Here is a 16723-nt window from a genome sequence, read left to right as displayed (position 1 = left end):
TAATTATTATACCTGCGCTCCATCCGGATATTTATTGGCCTGTTCTTTTTTCTTTTTCTCTTCTTTCTTCTTAGCTCCGTTCTTTGGACTGCGCTTCCTCGCCCTTTTTGAGAACTCATAGTACAGCGGGCTGCAGATTGTGATGGAAGAACATGCTCCCGCCAGTACGCCGACCATCAGCGGCAGAGTGAATTCCCGCACCGCCTCTCCGGTCAGAATCATCAGCGGCACCATAACGATTAACGTCGTAAAAGAGGTCATCAGAGAACGTCCCAGAGTCTGGGTAATACTCCGGTCGATCAGTTCTTCTGTGCCGCCTTTTCTGGAATACCTCAGATTCTCCCGGATACGGTCAAAGACTACAATCGTATCATTGATGGAATATCCCACTACCGTAAGTATGCCCGCAATGAACGGGTTATTTACCTGTACATGGAAAATCGCGTAAAACGCCACCACGAGAAGCACGTCGTTCAACACGCCCAGCAGAGCCGCGCCGCCGAATTTCCATTCTGAAAACCGGATTCGTATATAGATCAGCATACACAGCGCGGAAAGCAGAATCGCTAAAATCGCGTTGTTGCGCAGTTCTTTCCCGACAGACGGGCCGAACAGCTCCTGCGCGATGACATCATCGTCGGTTATTTCAAAGTCCGCTTTCAGCGTGTCCAGAACTTCTGTCCGCTCATCGGAGTTCAAAGCTTCCATCGTACGAATGACAATTTCCTGGTTATTCTCCCCTGAGTAAATAATCTCCGGATCCAGATTGTATTTTTCAATGGACTTTTCCACATCCGAAACCGCTACCTGTTTTCCCATATCCACCTGAATCATGGTTCCTCCGGTGAAATCAATTCCGTAATTCAGTCCCCGCACTACTCCGAATGCCAGTCCAACTACCATAATAGCGACTGTTACAATGTAGAAAATTTTCCTGTGTTTTATAAAATGAAGGTCACGCTTAATCTGGAAGGTCGTCGTATTGTCCGGCTTCACTCCGTAAAGTCCGCGTTTCTGGAAATGCTTGCTTTCGGAAATAATCGCCATATAAAGGTGAGTAATCAGAACCGCGGTAAAGATGCTGGCTAAGATACCGATCATCAAGGTCCACGCAAAACCTTTGACGGTGCTGGTTCCAATCTGATACAGGATAATCGCCGCGATAAAGGTTGTTACCTGAGAGTCGATGATTGTACTCATAGCGCGCTTGAATCCGCTCTGTACCGCGGATCGGATGCTCTTTCCTTCTGTCATTTCCTCCCTGATTCGTGAGAAGATCACGACATTCGCGTCTACAGCCATACCGATGCCCAATATGATACCCGCGATTCCGGGGAGCGTCAGTACGCTGCCCATGAGCGCCATTACATTCAGCATGATAAGGATGTACAGCATCAGGGCGATATTCGCGGCAAGTCCCATAATCCGGTATCCTACGAACATGACAATAAAGATCAGGACAACGCCGATGGCTCCCGCCAGAACACTCTGTTCCAGAGCATTAAATCCGATTCTGGCGCTCTGCACGGAAGAGTTAACCTCAACCAGCTCGACAGGAAGAGATCCGCCTCGAATCAGCGCCGCCAGATTCTGAGCCTCCTCCTGGGAGAAGCCGCCGGAAATCTGGCAGACACCGCCGGAAATCGGTTCGTCAACAACCGGCGCGGAAATAATCTGATCGTCTAAGATAATCATGATCGCCTTGTTGCTGACACCCTCTGTCGCGGATGTAACCGATCCGCTGTAAGCAGTCTGCGTAGCCTCCGCGAACAGATCCGCACCTTCACTGTCAAACTCCAGATTTACCGCGTAGCCTCCGTCATCCGCGGTTCCCGTGTTCGCGTCTTTTACATTGCTTCCGTCCAGAACAATCGTTCCGTCAGCCAAAGCGAACTGCAGCTGCGCGGTCCGTCCGATCTGTTCGATGGCTTCCTCCGCGTCCTCTGCCCCCGGCAATTCGACACGAATCCGCTTCTGTCCCTCTACCGTAACAACTGGCTCCGCCAGCCCCATTTCGTTGACACGTTGCTCAATGACCGCCTGAGTCTGGTTCATCAGATCCGTCAGTTCCTCTCCTTTTAAGTCGGTCTGCGCTTCCATTACGACATAAACGCCGCCTTTGATGTCCAGACCCAGTTTAATCTTGTCTTTTGTCGGTTCCATCACCGATCCCAGTCCGAAAAGGGTCACATACCATCCGAACGCAATCAGCAGAATAACCAGAATAGCTAAAACTCTTTTAAGCGTAGTGTTCATTTTGTCCTCCAGTGTTACCTTATGTATTCTTTTATTTGACAACATTTCTGCCATTTTAAACTACAGTCATAATATTTTACTACTTTTTTACTGTTTTCACAAGGGCAAAGCATCCGCTTTTCTAAGGTTTTCCGCCTTTCTCTCTTATTTTTTTATGTTGGCGCCAAAGATTCCGCCCAGGGCCCCTGCCGCGATGGGAATCAGGTATGCCGGACGCAGCATTCCGACTGTCGGCATCACGGAAAAAGCAGCGCATACAGCTGCCAGAATTACGCATATCAGAACCACTGAAACGGAAATTCCGCTGATCAGCCCGGCTTTCCGAAAGGTGCCGGCAGTATAAAGTCCCATGAAAAAACAAGCGATCGATATCGCCGCCACCAGCCAGTAAAAATTCCACCTTTCCGGAAACGGTGTAAATCTTAAAATTACAGCCCCGGCTCCGGTCAGAAGACCAAACAGCAGAAGGCTGATCAGGCCTCCCTTGCAGATCCGCATCAATTTGTCCATCGGATAACCTCCTTCTTCTTTCTTTCATCAGTATATGAAGGTAGAAACAAATCAAGAACTCATCCAAAAATATAAAAAACACACCATGCGAAATGATGTGTTTTTCTTCCTATCTCTATCAGGCCTATTTTTTCTCTTCGTCAGCATTTTCTGCCGCTTCATCGGAACCATTCTCCGGCTGCTCCGTTGGAGTTTCTTCCTTTGGTGGTTCTTCTGCCGCTTTTTCTTCCGGCTTCTTATCTTCTTCAGCCGGCGCCTCTTCCTCAGCCGCAGCCTTTTTCTTCAGCCTTCTCGGCATTGCCTTCTTTGGAGATTCTTCCTCCTCTTCTTTCGCGGAGGAGGAAACGCTTACTTTCTTTGTCGGTTTCGCGTTTTCCACTACTTTGGAAACAGACCATCTCATGATTTCAAATTTCACTTTGTCAGCTCCAACCTGAATCACCAGAGATTCATCCTTTGTCTTTACGACCTTTCCGCAAATTCCGCCAATTGTGATAATTTCATCTCCTACGCGGACATTGCTTCGCATCTCATTGACCTGCTTTTCCCGTTTTTTCTGAGGACGGATCAGCAGGAAATACATGATGACCAGCAGCAGAACTAAAGGCAGTAACGTTGCTAACATGTTTCCATTCATAAAAACAGAGCCTCCTTAAAATAATTTACTTCATTTTGTATCATCCATTAAATGGTGCCGGCGATGGGGGTCGAACCCATACGGTGTTGCCACCACGGGATTTTGAGTCCCGCACGTCTGCCAATTCCATCACGCCGGCGCAATGATGTCATTATAGCATAGCTTTCGGCATTAGACAAGAAGTTGTTTCCAAATTCTCGGCGAAAAAATGCTTAATCTGCTGATTTATTTTATTTTCACCGTAATCCGCGAGCTATAGCCGCCGTAAAGCTTCTTTCCATTCTGACTGCGATAAGCCCGAATCCGGAATGTGTACTTCTTCCCTTTTTTCAGTTTTGCATTGATATATTTTGTCGTCGCTCCTTTTTTTACCGTGGAAATCCGTTTAAAGCTTCCTTTGGCTTTATCCGCCCGGTAAATCTGATACCCACTCGCGCCGGCAATCTTATTCCATTTCAGCACAGCCCTTTTCTTTCCCGCTGAAACAGAAAGCTTTGGCGCGGCAAGCTTCGGCTTTGCGGTATTCTGTACGCTTCCCAGAAGCGTCCGCAATCCGGAAAGCTCCGCCTGGGCGGTATCTCTTGCCAGATCCTGAGCGCTGAACAGCGTATATCCCGCCCATCCGCTGTTTCGCAATATCTGAACCTGTTCTTTCAGATTTGTAGATTTCTTCTTCCATCCCGGATCATCGCTGATCGCGGTTCCCGTACGGTAAAGAGCCAACCCGGCATATAGTGTAACCTTTCCCGAATTAAGAGAGCTCCACTCCCTTACTCGATCCGAAAACATCGCGCGGTTTCCCGCGCTTCCATATTGGTTTGACCAGTAAATCTGCGGCATCAGATAGTCCACATATCCTTTTTGTGACATCCACGTATCAATATCCGCGCCGGAAAGCCGGCAGTTTTCTGTAGTCCCCTGAGGGCTGATGCCGAAATCCACCGACGCCTTTTTGCTTTTCACCTCACGGTAAACCGCGCGAACCATAGTGTTCACGTAGCTTTTCTTTCGTTCCGCGGATGGTTCCTGCCCTCCCTGAACCGTAATCGCGCCGGACACATCTTTATACCCTGTTTTCGCGTTGTAGAAATAATCGTCAAAATGGATTCCGTCAATATCATACGCCATCACTTCCGAAACCGCGGTTTTAACCCGTTCGGTCGAGGAAGCCTTCGCCGGATCCAGATAATATTCATAGTCCAGACGATAAGGATTCATCCAGGCATGAAGCTCCATCCCTCTTTTATGCGCCTCCCGCACCATCAGCTTCAGAGGATCATAAGCGGAAGAAACATATTGATTTCTCCGAAAAACCTTTGATGGATAAATGGCGTCATCAAAAGCTCTAACATGAAGAAACACCGTATTCACGCCGTTTTCCTCTGCCTTATCCAGAAATTTCTGCGCGTTTTTTACAAAACCACTTTCGGAAGACGCGTTCAATCCAAGCTTTGGAAAATCAAAGACAGAAACCCATATTCCCCTTAGCTCTTTTTCCGCGGCAAAAGCAGTTCCCTCTCCATAAAAAGAAAAAACAGTCTGTCCCAGAAAAAGCAGCAGCAGTATTACAAAACTCCCAATCCGTTTCAACATTTCCACTCTTCCTTTCGTTTTCATTCTCCCATCCATCCGCGGGTCCTGTGGTAATCATACCCCATCCGGAAGCAAATGAAAACTGGAAATGTTTAGTCCTTCGCGTTCACACCCAGACTGTCAATAATGGTAATAACAAGCCCCCGAATACTGTTTTCCGTCGTCCGGTACGGCGCGATACGAAGTGTATAGTGGCGTCCATTCATGGAAGTTACCTCACGATCGATCGGTGCTAAATTTTTCAGCACCTCCTTGGAATCACTAATAATATCCTCTTCGGGGAAGCTATGGGCAAAAATCTGAAACGAGCGGCCTACATCATGCTCCATCAGCTGAAACTCTCTGCCTACATATTCGGTAAACTTTCGTATATTAAGGTCGCTGTCTACAAACAAAATCCCGATCATGGTGGAGGAAAGGAAGTTGGACAGATCATTGGTGAGCATCGTCAGCTCATCCAGCTTTTGCTGATATTCGGTATTAACCGTATACAATTCTTCATTGACTGACTGCAGTTCTTCGTTCGAGCTCTGCAGCTCTTCATTGGCGGTTAACAATTCTTCGTTCGCCGCCTGCAGTTCTTCGTTTACCGTCTCCAGTTCCCCAATCGTGGATTTTAAATCGTTCTGCGATTCCTGCAGCTCCTGCTCCAAATCGGCGATACGCCGGGCAGCCGTCGTATCCACATCATACTTTTCTGTTACCCCGTCTATTTCCATCTTTTTGTTTTCTACAAAAAGCACCGCGATCAGTCCGGAGTCGTCTTTTCCACGTCCCGAAACCGGGCTTACGGTCAGATCAATGACTCTGCGCCCAGCCGGACAGTCTACCACAATGCCCGTATAGGTTACCGCTTTCTGCTCTGTCCTGCACCGGTTCAGCGCGGTAGAGACAACCAAACTCAGATCCTTGTTGATAATGCTAAACAGATTAAAAGTCGCCCTGCCCGGCGCAATCGAAATATAGTCCGAATAGTTTCCAAAAAAATGAATTACATTATTGGATCCGTTTACCACAATCGAAGCAGGAAGGAACCCTTCTAAAAAGTTCATATAGGTGGTCTCCGGCATGTAGCTTCCGGCGTTTCGATCCGGCAGGCTGACCATCCTCGGAGAAATCGCCTGGATGTTGGGTATATTAAAAGCAGGCGGCCGGAACTCATCCGTTTTTCCCTCTCCTTTATGTACATATATTTTTTCCGCTCCGCACAACACCTGAAATACATTGGAATACTCTCCGGCAGTCTCGCTTTTTCCGAGGAAAAGATATCCTCCTTTTTTCAGAGCAGAGTGGAAAATCGCAAACAGAGATTTCTGCAGGACCGGCTGAAAATAGATCATAACGTTTCTGCAGCTGATCAGATCCAGCTTTCCGAACGGAGGATCCGAAAGCATATTATGGGGCGCGAAAATAATCATTCGCCGAATCTCTTTTGAAATATGATACTGTTCGTTTTTCTTAGAAAAATATTTTGCCAGCCGTTCACTGGATACATCATCGAGAATATTTTCTGAAAAAACACCCTTGCCCGCCTGCTCAATCGCTTTCGTATCCACATCGGTCGCGAAAATTTTAATATCACGCTGCGCGTTCAGTTCTTCCAGTACTTCATGGAACAAGATCGCGATCGAATAAGCCTCCTCTCCTGTAGAACACCCCGCGCTCCATACGCGGATCGGCTCCTTTTCATCCGCGTGTTCCACAATCGGATAAATTACGTTATATTTCAGCTTCTCAAAAAAGGAAGGATCGCGGAAAAAATTCGTAACGCCAATCAGAATTTCCTTTACAAGCACCCTTACCTCTTCCGTGTCAGCTTCCAAAAGGTTCACGTACTCCGCAAGGCTCTTACTATGCGTTACAACCATTCTCCGTTCAATTCTGCGCAATACGGTTGTACGCTTGTAATTGGTAAAATCAATGCCGCTGACCTTTTTCATAATCGTATAAATCCTCGTAAAGGATTCCTCATCTGAGAAAAGGTTCTCTTCGCCTTGCGTCTTCACAATCGTGGGATAGTTGGAGAAATTGAGAATCTCGTCCACAATGTCATCCGGCGACAGTACAAAATCCGCGAGTCCGGTATTAATCGCGCTTCTTGGCATTCCATCGAATTTAGCGGTCTCTGGCTCCTGAACAATCACAAGTCCGCCGTGCTCTTTGACCGTTTTGATGCCTCCCGTCCCATCCGAACCGGTTCCAGACATAACAACGGCAATGGCCCTGTCTTTCTGTTCCTCGGCCAGGGAGCTAAAAAACACATCGATGGGATGATTGAGAGTGCCGTTTACAAACTCCGTCAGCAGAAGCTTTCCACCTTTCAGGGTCATATTGTTTTTCGGTGGAATCAAATATACGGTATTCTTATGAATGGACATCTCATTTTCCGCCTGCATTACCTTCATTTCCGTATGTTTTCCCAAAATATCTGCCATAAGACTGCGGTAATCGGGGGAAAGATGCTGAACGACAACAAAGCTCAGCCCGCTGTTGCTTGGCATATGCTGAAAAAACTGCTGTAGAGCCTCGAGCCCGCCGGCTGACGCTCCGATACCGATAATCAGCGGCTCGCCCTTCTGACTGCTTTGGTTTACCGCATCTGCGCCATTTACAACTGCCATCGTTTAATCTCCTTTCTCGTGTTTCTTTTGTGGTTCTCTTAAATATTGTTCTTCAAATTTAGCGGGAGACAACGGTCTTGAGTAGTAATATCCCTGTCCGTAAATACACCCCGCTTTCAGTAATGCCTCCTTCTGCCAGCTATTTTCAACTCCTTCCGCGACACAGGACATTCCAAAATCCCTGCATATATTCACAATATCCTTTACAAGAATCTGGCTGATTTCATTGTCCGGCAGTTCGCTGATCAGACTTTTATCCAGTTTAATCGTGTCAAAGTTTATATTACTGAAAATCGATATATTGGAATAATGGGATCCAAAATCATCCAGTTCAAAACGTATTCCAAACTCGCGGAATCGATCAATAATTGAAGATAGCGTAGTTTTCTCAATATCCCCTGCTGTTTCCGTGATTTCCAGGGAAATTCGATCTGTAGGGATATCCGGATAATGGCTCTGTATCGCCAAAATCGAAGCCAACGCGTTCGGATCCAGCAGAGTATGCCGTGAAATATTTACAGACACTCGAATCGGAGGCATTCCCTGAGACTTCCATTCACTTAGTTGCCATAAAACCTGCTCCAGCATATAGAGATCCAATTCCCGGATCCTGCCGTTATTTTCCAAAGCTTCAATAAACGTAGCCGGCGGAATCAAGGTTCCGTCCTCTTCAATTTCACGTACAAGCGCCTCCGCCCCGGCAAGACTGCCGTCCCGCATATCGATTTTGGGCTGAAAATAAGCAATAAAGCTCCTTTTTTCGATAGACGTTTTGGGAACCGTCCCAAGGTTATTTAAAAAGACATTCCGTTCATTTGTTCCTGTTTTAATGGTTTCACTTCGCATGATAGACTGTGCTTCGCGTACCAGATTTTCTCCGAAAAAGATCCCCTCCGACCAAGTATATCCAAGCCTGAATACACCAGGGCAGCGCCGCTCCAGTATCGCTCGAAGCCTACCGCAGCGTCCGATAAACGCTTCCAAAATCGAATCCGGGTAAAGAACTACAAATTCCGCGTCCCAGGTCCGGAACTGATACGCTGTTCCGAATACCGAGTCCAACGCTTCCGCAATTTCAGAAAGCAGCTTACTGCCATAAGAATACCCTTTATCCGCGCTAATTGCCGAAAAGTTAGGAACATCCAAAGATACGGCTCCCATTGAGCTGTAAGTTTCGGAATTCATAGAATGAATCGTTTCCATATAAATGCGCAGATTCGGCATCTTTTCCAAAAGAAGTTTTCCATCCGCGCTTTTCTTTTCTTCGATTTGGTGCAGATCGGACCACAGGCGTTTTTCCTCCTGGATGATGTACGGCGTTAATTTTTCCAGCAAAACAGTTTCTTTCGAGTGTTCCCTCCCGTTTTCAATACAGATGAACTGCTCGTCCTCATCCCCCAGATTTACCGGAAAAATCGTAAAATTCCAAAACTCTGCTTTCTCTGGTATGTCCTCTTTTTGTCTTCGGATAAAAACAGGAGCGCGTTCTTTCACACAACGCTGCAGCAGGGGTATCCGCCTCATCTGGACATCCGTCATTACAGATTGAATACTGTGCTTTCCCTGTCCCAGCCATTCAAAGGACATAGAAACCACATCTTGGTCTTTCGATCGCTTCAAAATGTAAACTCTCTCTGCCTTATAATACATCCCGATTCCACGGAGCGCGCTTTCGATGGAGGCTTTCGCAGAATCGGAAGAAAGCAACATCTCCGCAACACAATAAAAGGCAGCTTTCTGTTCTTCTGCCGATAATGGTCTCTCTGTTTCTCCAGGAAGAACGAAAGCGCTGTCTTCAGACTCTTTTCTCAAACCCATATAAATCCATTCGTCCTCAACATCCGGGAACGCAACTGTATCCATCGCGGCTGTTTTCCAAAGTTCACAGAGATAGCTTGCCCGTAGAATCATCCGCTCATAGTTTGCGTCTTCCAACTTTTCCGTAACAGCTCCAGCTATAAAACGGACAGCGTCCAGCTTTGGAATCTCAGTCATAACCATTCGGATATAGGAAAAAGCGTCTTCAACTCTTTTTTTCACTTCAAAGCGAGAAGCAGAGTCCGGGAAAAATACCGCCGCAACGTCCTCCCTGTATTCCCCCACGATACACTGTGTTCCAAGAGCAAAGGATAACGCGACGGAAAAGGAACGACGGATCTGCCCAATTGCCTGATCCGTTTCCGCAGACAGACTATCCGCTCCCTGCATACGGATCAGCACCAAAGTGCAACTCTCACCGTTTTTCTCACGGATAAGGCATTCCGCAAGTTCTTTCATTGTCTGCGCATCATAAAATCCGCTGACGGGCTCCCTCACAACGCCTGTTTCCAGCTTTCTTTCCCATTCGTGCCGCTTCTGCGTATCTACAAAGCAACAAAACATGCCAATGTCCCGGCTATCTGGATTACAAGCCAGATTCACGGTATACATCATCCAGCGGATATTTCCTCCCGGATCAACCCACCTGCATTCTTTTGAAAACCAGCGCTTTCCCTGTTCAAAGGCAGTCAGCAGATTTTCACGCTCAAACTCCCGCTGAAAAGCGCTGCCTTCTGCTCTCAGGAAAATAGAAGAACTCCAGCTTCGGATAAGTTCCATATATGAGTTCTGTCCTTGATTCGTACGATCCATTCCTCCTACCCAGAGGTCTTCTATCTCATCTGTCGTAAGGTTTACCCGAAGTTTTACAATGAGATCATGGCGGATCGCCTCCGGAAGGGGACGCCTTGGAAAGGGGATAAAATGCATTCCGGAAGTATCCGGCATCTTTTCCCGAATACCGATCGCTTTCACCGCAACGCCCTCTGTGTCATAGATCATGCGGTAGGAAAGGGAAATCCATCCATACTGATCGTTTCCCATATTTCGCATAATAAAATTTCCGTACCCCTCTGCCTTTCCATCCAGCAATTCTGCCGCGAAACCGCGGAATTTTTTTAACGAACTGGGATGAACAAGCCCCTTTTCAAAAAAGGCGTCCGGGAAGTTCTCCAGAACCAACCTTGTTTCCGATGAGTACGCGTCCATGGAAAAAAGGGTGAAGGTTTTTGACATAAGATCGAGCTCCCATAAAAGATGGGGAGTTTGTCCAAACGCAATCCGAAGACGTTCATTACTCTCTCTTAGCTGTTTTTCCGATTCCACAAACTCGGAAATATCGGTAGACATTTCCAGTACTACCGGAGCGTCACTGAGAGGATAGGCGATCCTGACGGCCCGGACACGGCGCCAGATAGAACCTGTTTCTGTTGAAACACAGTGCATATGTTCAATTACTCCGGATTTTTGAACTTTGCTTCGAAGTTTCCGTTCATATTCCGCCTCTTGATCAGGGAAAATTCCGATTTTGTTCAGATCGCACGGAAGCTTCATCTGACTTTTATCCATTCCGAACATTCGAAAAAATCCAGGATTTGCGTATAGAATTCGTATCCGGCTGCCGAGCTCCAGCAGCGCGGCTCCGCCTTCCATATAGGCAAGCAGGGTGCGAAGAGAGATAATGCTAGGCGGCACCTGCAGCTCGCTTTCCAGTTGTTTGTTCAGAGAGGAATCGTCAGAAAGAATGTAAAAGTTCCGTTCCCCTCTTTTTTTGGCTTCGAGCAGCGCGGCTTCCGCCCGGCTGTACAGTTTTCTAAACTCCGGCTTACGCCTTGAGGACACGCAGGCCCCAACGCCTATCGTCACTTGAATTGTTTGATTCTCTTTTGTTTTTTCTATAAACTGCAGCTCACTGCAAAGGATGCTGGCCTTTTCGCAGACAATGTCCTCTGTAATTTCTCCAGAAAGAAATACGAGAAACTCATCTACGCCGATTCTGCCAACCAAGTCCGTTGTGCGAAAAAAAGAAGGAATCGATTGTCCTACACGGCGGATCACCTCTTCTCCAGTTTTTTCGCCAAGGGTATCGTGTATTTCTCTGAAATTATCAACATCGATCATAAAAAGCGCGCAGACCTCATCGTTAGCCTTTGTTTCTAAAAACGCTTTAATACGGGACTTAATTTCTTTACTGCTCAAGAGCCCCGACAGTTCGTCTTTCATTTCTTCATCCTCTACGTATCCATAGGTTTACATTTTTTTGTATATATTATATATTTCGATCTATTATACAACATTATGTAATAAAATTACAATATCTGCGTACAAAAAGTAACCGATTTGACTCCTTTTTCAGTCAACCATAAGGCAAAAATTGCGCCAGACCAGATCCGTTCGGTTTCTTTTTTTACAAAAAATAAAAAAGATAAGATCGTTTCTTATCAAAAACAATCTCACCTTTTATTTCTTTGGTGCGGCTGATGGGACTTGAACCCATACGGTTGCCCACACGGCCCTCAACCGTGCGCGTCTGCCGATTCCGCCACAGCCGCTTATTTCTGCCACTTTTCTTCAGCTGACTTTTACTATTTTAATCGCAATTTCCTGTTTTGTCAATCGAAACTTATTAAAAATTTGAATTTATGTATTCGCAATTAAAGATTCTCCGCTTCTATCAGCTCCGCAAGCTGCGCAAGCAACGCTTCTTTGCTTCCGGAATTATCCACAATCCGATGGGCTCTTTCTTTTTTTTCTTCATCCGCCATCTGATTTTGGATCCTAGCTCTCACCTCTTCCGGATCCATTCCGTCCCTTTCACATACCCTGAGAATACGAAGCTTTTCATCTGCTGTAATCAGCCAGACCTGGTCGCATTTTTTTTCCAGTCCGGTTTCAAAGAGCAGAGGAGCATCCACGATGATTCCCCTGCCTTCCCCGCTCTGAGATTCACTGATTTTTCTTTCAATCTCATCAAGGATATGCCCGTGCATAAGACCGTCCAATCGGCTCTTTTTTTCCTTGTCTGAAAAAACGATTGCGGCAAGAGCTTTTCGATCCAACGTCCCATCATCCTTTATGATTCCGCTGCCAAAATTCTTTTCAAGTTCTTTTAGAAGAAGCGTTCCCGGCTCTACAATTTCACGAGAAATCCGATCCGCGTCAATAATTGAGAACCCCTGCTTCCGAAGATATTCGGAAGCTGTGGATTTTCCTGTCCCGATTCCGCCTGTCAGCCCAATAACTCTCATCATTATACTCTCCTGATCTACTTTAAATCATACCAACTGTCGCCCTGGTTTAAGTCCACTGTCAGACGGGCTTTCAGCTCAATTGCCTTTTCCATATTCTCTACCAACAGCTTCTGCACCGTCTCCTGCTCATCTCTGCAGGTGTCAATAATCAATTCATCATGTACCTGAAGGATCAGTCTGGATTTCAGTCCCTGCTCCTTCAACTGCCGATAAACGCGGATCATCGCCAGTTTAATAATATCCGCCGCGCTTCCCTGAATCGGACTGTTCATAGCCAGTCGTTCCCCCACTTGGCGCACCATATAATTCGAAGCGGAAATTTCATTGATATACCGCTTTCGTCCCATAATCGTGGAAACATAGCCCTGCTCCTTGCAAAGCCGCACCTGTTCATCCATGAACCTTTTTACCGCGGTATGCTTTTCAAAATAGGCTTTAATATACGCGTCCGCGTCTTTCCTTGTAATATGGAGTTCTGAAGAAAGACCGAAGGCGCTCATTCCATAAATTACGCCAAAATTGACTGCTTTTGCTCTGCTGCGTTCTTCCAGTGTAATTTTCTCCTGGGGCACGCCAAGCACATTCGCCGCCGTGGTCCGATGAATGTCCTCTCCATTGTTAAAAGCCTCTATCAAAACCGGGTCGTCTGCCATATGGGCCAAAACACGAAGTTCAATCTGAGAGTAGTCCGCGCCGATGAGAATATGCTGCGCGTCTGTCGGAACAAAAGCCCGGCGGAGCTGCCTCCCAAATGCCTGTCGAATTGGGATATTCTGCAAATTAGGCTCCGTACAACTGATCCGCCCCGTAGCCGTTACCGTCTGATTAAAATGAGCGTGAATCCGATCTTCTCTGTCAATCAGAGGCAATAACCCTTCGATATATGTGCTGTTGAGCTTCGTCAGCGTCCGGTATTCAAGGATACACGGCACAATCTCATGCTCGTCTATAATCCGTTCCAAAGTTTCCGCGCTGGTGGAATATCCACGCTTCGTCTTTTTTCCCGCCGTCAGCCCCAGCTTTTCAAAGAGGATCGGACCCAGCTGCGCCGGAGAGTTGATGTTGAATTCCTCGCCCGCAAGATCATAGATCTTTTGTGTCACAACTTCTACCTGCTTTGTAATAATTTCTCCCAGATCCGTCAGTTCCTTTTTATCTGCCTTCACTCCATCCCGTTCCATGGCGGCCATTACCTCGATCAGCGGAAGTTCTACTTCATAGAGGACCTGTTCCAAATTTTCTTCCTTGATTTTTTCTTCCAGAATAGGCACCAGGTTCATAACAACCGCACACCAGCGAAGACCGTACCTGGCATACTCCGCTGTCAGATCCTGGAACAAATCCACCTGGCTTTCCCCGCTGAAAAAATCTTTTTCGTCTTCAAGACTCTCATGAAAATACTCATACGCCAAGGTTTTCAGGTTATAATTGCTTCGTCCGGATTCCAACACATATTGTCCTACAGCTGTATCGAAGAAAGTGTTACACTCGGTAAGGCCATGACGCATCAGCATATAATAATCATCTTTCAAATCGTGACCCGCAAAGCCGGGCTGCTCCCTGTTCAGGCAGGACACAGTCTCTTCCAGCATTTTAGGCTCTTCACAGTTAATATAGTAGAGCTTCTTTTTCGTCGACAAAATACAGATTCCATAAACTTCCGGTTTTTCAATATGACTGCGGTCCCCCAAAACCTTTAAAAAGATCGGCGTTGTAAATTCCAATTCATTCAATTCTTCCGGCGTACGAAGGATCTGAAGCTCAATTCCTTCTGTGTTGATTTCCGGCACAGTTGCCGCTTTCTGTACCGCCGACTTGTCCATTTTTTTCAGAAAGCTGTTAAACTCAAGCTTCGTATAAAGCTCTATCAAACGATCGTAATCCGGCTCTTCCATGCGGAATTCGTCAAAATTAATTTCCAGCGGCACATGGGTATTAATGGTAGCAAGGCGCCGGCTCATTACCGCAAGCTGCGCGTTATCCTCAATTTTTTCTCTCATTTTTTGGCTGGAAATCTTCTCTGTGTTAGCCAGAAGGTTATTCACGCTGCCATATTCGAGAATCAACTTTTGGGCAGTCTTTTCTCCTACTCCCGGAATTCCCGGAATATTATCCGACGCGTCTCCCATCAGTCCCTTGAAATCAATAAACTGCTGCGGCGTAAACCCATATTTGTCAATCATCGCCTGCTTGTCGTAGGTCTCAAACTGGCTGATCCCCTTTTTGGTGATAATCACCTTTGTTTTATCGGTAGCAAGCTGCAGCTCATCTTTATCTCCGGTGATAATCAGTGGTTCCAGCCCCTGTTCTTCCGCCTCCCTGGCTACAGTCCCAATGATATCATCCGCTTCAAATCCTTCCATCTCCAGGATCTTGATATTCATAGCCTGCAGAATATCTTTCAGGAGCGGCATTTGCATAGCAAGCTCCGGCGGCATTTTTTTCCTGCCGGCTTTGTAATCTTTATATTCTTGATGACGGAACGTTGGCGCCTTCAAATCAAAGGCTACCGTAAGATACCCCGGTTCATAATCTTTTTCTATTTTCGTAAGCATATTAAGAAATCCGAAAATCCCCTGCGTATAGATACCGTCCTTTGTGATCATCGGCTGCCGCATCGCATAATACGCTCTGTTGATCAAGCTGTTTCCATCGATAATAACAATGGTCTTTTCCATATTCCGCTCCTTTTAATTTATCTTTATTCCCTTTTTCGCTAATAATTTATTATATCAGAAAAAGAGACTGTGTACAGAATCTTTTTCTGGTTCCGACTCCACAAAATTCCCCTCTTTGATAACAGTCCACCCAATGATATAATAAAGAAAATAAAATTCAGCAAAGAAAGGATATTACAAATGAGTACACATATCAACGCGGCAAAACTCGGTGATATTGCGGAAACGATCCTGCTTCCCGGCGATCCGCTCCGCGCAAAATTCATCGCGGAAAACTATCTGGAAAGTCCAAAACTTTATAATGAAATTCGAGGAATGCTTGGATATACAGGAACTTACAAAGGAGTCCCGGTTTCCGTTCAGGGAACAGGAATGGGAATGCCTTCCATGGGTATTTATTCCTGGGAACTGATTACTGAGTATAAGGTTCAAAATCTGATTCGGATCGGCACGGCAGGGTCTTTTCACGAGGACATTAAAATTAAGGACCTTGTAGTGGGAGTGGCCGCTTCGACGGATTCCAATTACATTCACGCGTTTAATGTTCCCGGGACTTACGCCCCTTGTGCCAGCTACAAGCTGCTGTCTAAAGTACGGGACGCTTCCGAAAAGCTGAACATTCCGTTTAAAGCGGGAAACATCGTTTCCTGCGACGTTTTTTATGAGTTTGGAGACTGGTGGAAAAAATGGGCGGACATGGGAATTTTAGCTGTAGAAATGGAAGCTGCCGCCCTTTATATGAACGCGGCTTATAACCGGGTCAACGCGCTTGCTATGATGACCATCAGCGATCACTTTGTAACCGGTGAACGCTCCACTTCGGAAGAGCGCCAGCAGTCTTTTACAGATATGATGGAGCTGGCATTAGAAATGGCTGTCGATCTGTAGCCCAACCGCCACTTCCCGGTTTTCATCGCCTCCAAATTGTGGTATACTAAATTCAACACCGAAACAAAGGAGGATTCTTCATTGAAGATACAGGAATCGGCTGAAAACTACCTGGAAGCCATCTTAATGATAAAAAAAGAAAAAGGGGAAGTACGTTCCATTGACATTGTAAACCGGCTGAATTTTTCCAAACCCAGCGTCAGTGTGGCAATGAAGCAATTGGAGCAAAATGGTTATATTGAACGGGATTCCGCTGGACATATCTCTCTGCTGCCTCCAGGGCAAAAAATCGCGGAATCCATTTATGAGAGGCACGATACATTGACTAAGGTTCTCATCCGTCTCGGGGTCAGTCCGGAAACAGCCCGTCAGGATGCCTGCAGGATTGAACATCATATTAGCGATGAGTCTTTTGAAGCCTTGAAACAGCACTGTAAGGATATTTTATAAAGTAGGAGGCGGTCTTTTAAG

The 16723-nt window shown here is 46.3% G+C and carries 10 protein-coding genes and 2 tRNA genes; 2 read left to right on the top strand and 10 right to left on the bottom strand.

Annotated features, from left to right (window positions below):
- Nucleotides 1-6: 6 nt before the first annotated feature.
- The 10 genes from secD to polA all read right to left on the bottom strand — a co-directional run bounded on the left by secD (nucleotide 7) and on the right by polA (nucleotide 15364).
- Nucleotides 7-2256: a protein translocase subunit SecD gene (secD, locus tag H9L42_RS04770; RefSeq protein WP_187302244.1), complete on the bottom strand. Its 2250-nt coding sequence runs from the start codon at nucleotides 2254-2256 to the stop codon at nucleotides 7-9.
- Nucleotides 2257-2400: 144 nt separating this feature from the next.
- Nucleotides 2401-2766 (bottom strand): TIGR04086 family membrane protein, encoded by a 366-nt coding sequence (locus tag H9L42_RS04765; protein ID WP_187302243.1) that lies wholly within the window; start codon nucleotides 2764-2766, stop codon nucleotides 2401-2403.
- 124 nt (nucleotides 2767-2890) lie between these two features.
- Nucleotides 2891-3403 carry a preprotein translocase subunit YajC gene (gene yajC / locus H9L42_RS04760; protein ID WP_187302242.1) on the bottom strand — a complete coding sequence of 171 codons (513 nt, stop codon included), beginning with the start codon at nucleotides 3401-3403 and terminating at the stop codon, nucleotides 2891-2893.
- A 52-nt stretch (nucleotides 3404-3455) separates the two neighbouring features.
- Nucleotides 3456-3542: transfer RNA gene (locus H9L42_RS04755), tRNA-Leu, on the bottom strand.
- 86 nt (nucleotides 3543-3628) lie between these two features.
- Nucleotides 3629-5020 carry a glycoside hydrolase family 10-like protein gene (locus H9L42_RS04750; RefSeq protein WP_187302241.1) on the bottom strand — a complete coding sequence of 464 codons (1392 nt, stop codon included), beginning with the start codon at nucleotides 5018-5020 and terminating at the stop codon, nucleotides 3629-3631.
- Nucleotides 5021-5088: 68 nt separating this feature from the next.
- The gene (locus H9L42_RS04745) at nucleotides 5089-7617 is read right to left on the bottom strand and encodes a chemotaxis protein CheB (protein ID WP_187302240.1); all 2529 of its coding nucleotides are present in this window, start codon (nucleotides 7615-7617) and stop codon (nucleotides 5089-5091) included.
- 3 nt (nucleotides 7618-7620) lie between these two features.
- Nucleotides 7621-11658, bottom strand: coding sequence for an EAL domain-containing protein (locus tag H9L42_RS04740; protein WP_187302239.1), 4038 nt, complete (start codon nucleotides 11656-11658; stop codon nucleotides 7621-7623).
- A gap of 246 nt (nucleotides 11659-11904) precedes the next feature.
- A tRNA-Leu gene (locus tag H9L42_RS04735) sits at nucleotides 11905-11987 on the bottom strand.
- A gap of 102 nt (nucleotides 11988-12089) precedes the next feature.
- Nucleotides 12090-12686, bottom strand: a complete 597-nt coding sequence (coaE, locus tag H9L42_RS04730) for a dephospho-CoA kinase (protein WP_187302238.1) — start codon at nucleotides 12684-12686, stop codon at nucleotides 12090-12092.
- Between the two features lie 14 nt (nucleotides 12687-12700).
- Nucleotides 12701-15364 (bottom strand): DNA polymerase I, encoded by a 2664-nt coding sequence (gene polA, locus H9L42_RS04725; protein WP_187302237.1) that lies wholly within the window; start codon nucleotides 15362-15364, stop codon nucleotides 12701-12703.
- A gap of 180 nt (nucleotides 15365-15544) precedes the next feature.
- Between polA and deoD the strand changes: the two genes are divergently transcribed.
- On the top strand, nucleotides 15545-16252 hold the full coding sequence (gene deoD, locus H9L42_RS04720; protein WP_187302236.1) for a purine-nucleoside phosphorylase: 708 nt from the start codon (nucleotides 15545-15547) through the stop codon (nucleotides 16250-16252).
- 81 nt (nucleotides 16253-16333) lie between these two features.
- On the top strand, nucleotides 16334-16702 hold the full coding sequence (locus H9L42_RS04715) for a metal-dependent transcriptional regulator (RefSeq protein ID WP_187302235.1): 369 nt from the start codon (nucleotides 16334-16336) through the stop codon (nucleotides 16700-16702).
- Nucleotides 16703-16723 lie beyond the last annotated feature (21 nt).

Origin of the sequence: Zhenpiania hominis, from assembly GCF_014333425.1 — a bacterium.
Classification (GTDB): Bacteria; Bacillota; Clostridia; order Peptostreptococcales; family Anaerovoracaceae; genus Hominibacterium; species Hominibacterium hominis.
Note: the sequence above shows the minus strand (reverse complement) of the source record. Positions and strands in the feature narration are given on the sequence as shown.

Bases quoted from the DNA above. Each gene is read 5' to 3' on its own strand.
- coaE (WP_187302238.1), bottom strand. From the start codon at position 12,686: ATGATGAGAGTTATTGGGCTGACAGGCGGAATCGGGACAGGAAAATCC.
- H9L42_RS04745 (WP_187302240.1), bottom strand. From the start codon at position 7,617: ATGGCAGTTGTAAATGGCGCAGATGCGGTAAACCAAAGCAGTCAGAAG.
- polA (WP_187302237.1), bottom strand. From the start codon at position 15,364: ATGGAAAAGACCATTGTTATTATCGATGGAAACAGCTTGATCAACAGA.
- H9L42_RS04740 (WP_187302239.1), bottom strand. From the start codon at position 11,658: ATGAAAGACGAACTGTCGGGGCTCTTGAGCAGTAAAGAAATTAAGTCC.
- yajC (WP_187302242.1), bottom strand. From the start codon at position 3,403: ATGAATGGAAACATGTTAGCAACGTTACTGCCTTTAGTTCTGCTGCTG.
- deoD (WP_187302236.1), top strand. From the start codon at position 15,545: ATGAGTACACATATCAACGCGGCAAAACTCGGTGATATTGCGGAAACG.
- H9L42_RS04765 (WP_187302243.1), bottom strand. From the start codon at position 2,766: ATGGACAAATTGATGCGGATCTGCAAGGGAGGCCTGATCAGCCTTCTG.
- secD (WP_187302244.1), bottom strand. From the start codon at position 2,256: ATGAACACTACGCTTAAAAGAGTTTTAGCTATTCTGGTTATTCTGCTG.
- H9L42_RS04750 (WP_187302241.1), bottom strand. From the start codon at position 5,020: ATGAAAACGAAAGGAAGAGTGGAAATGTTGAAACGGATTGGGAGTTTT.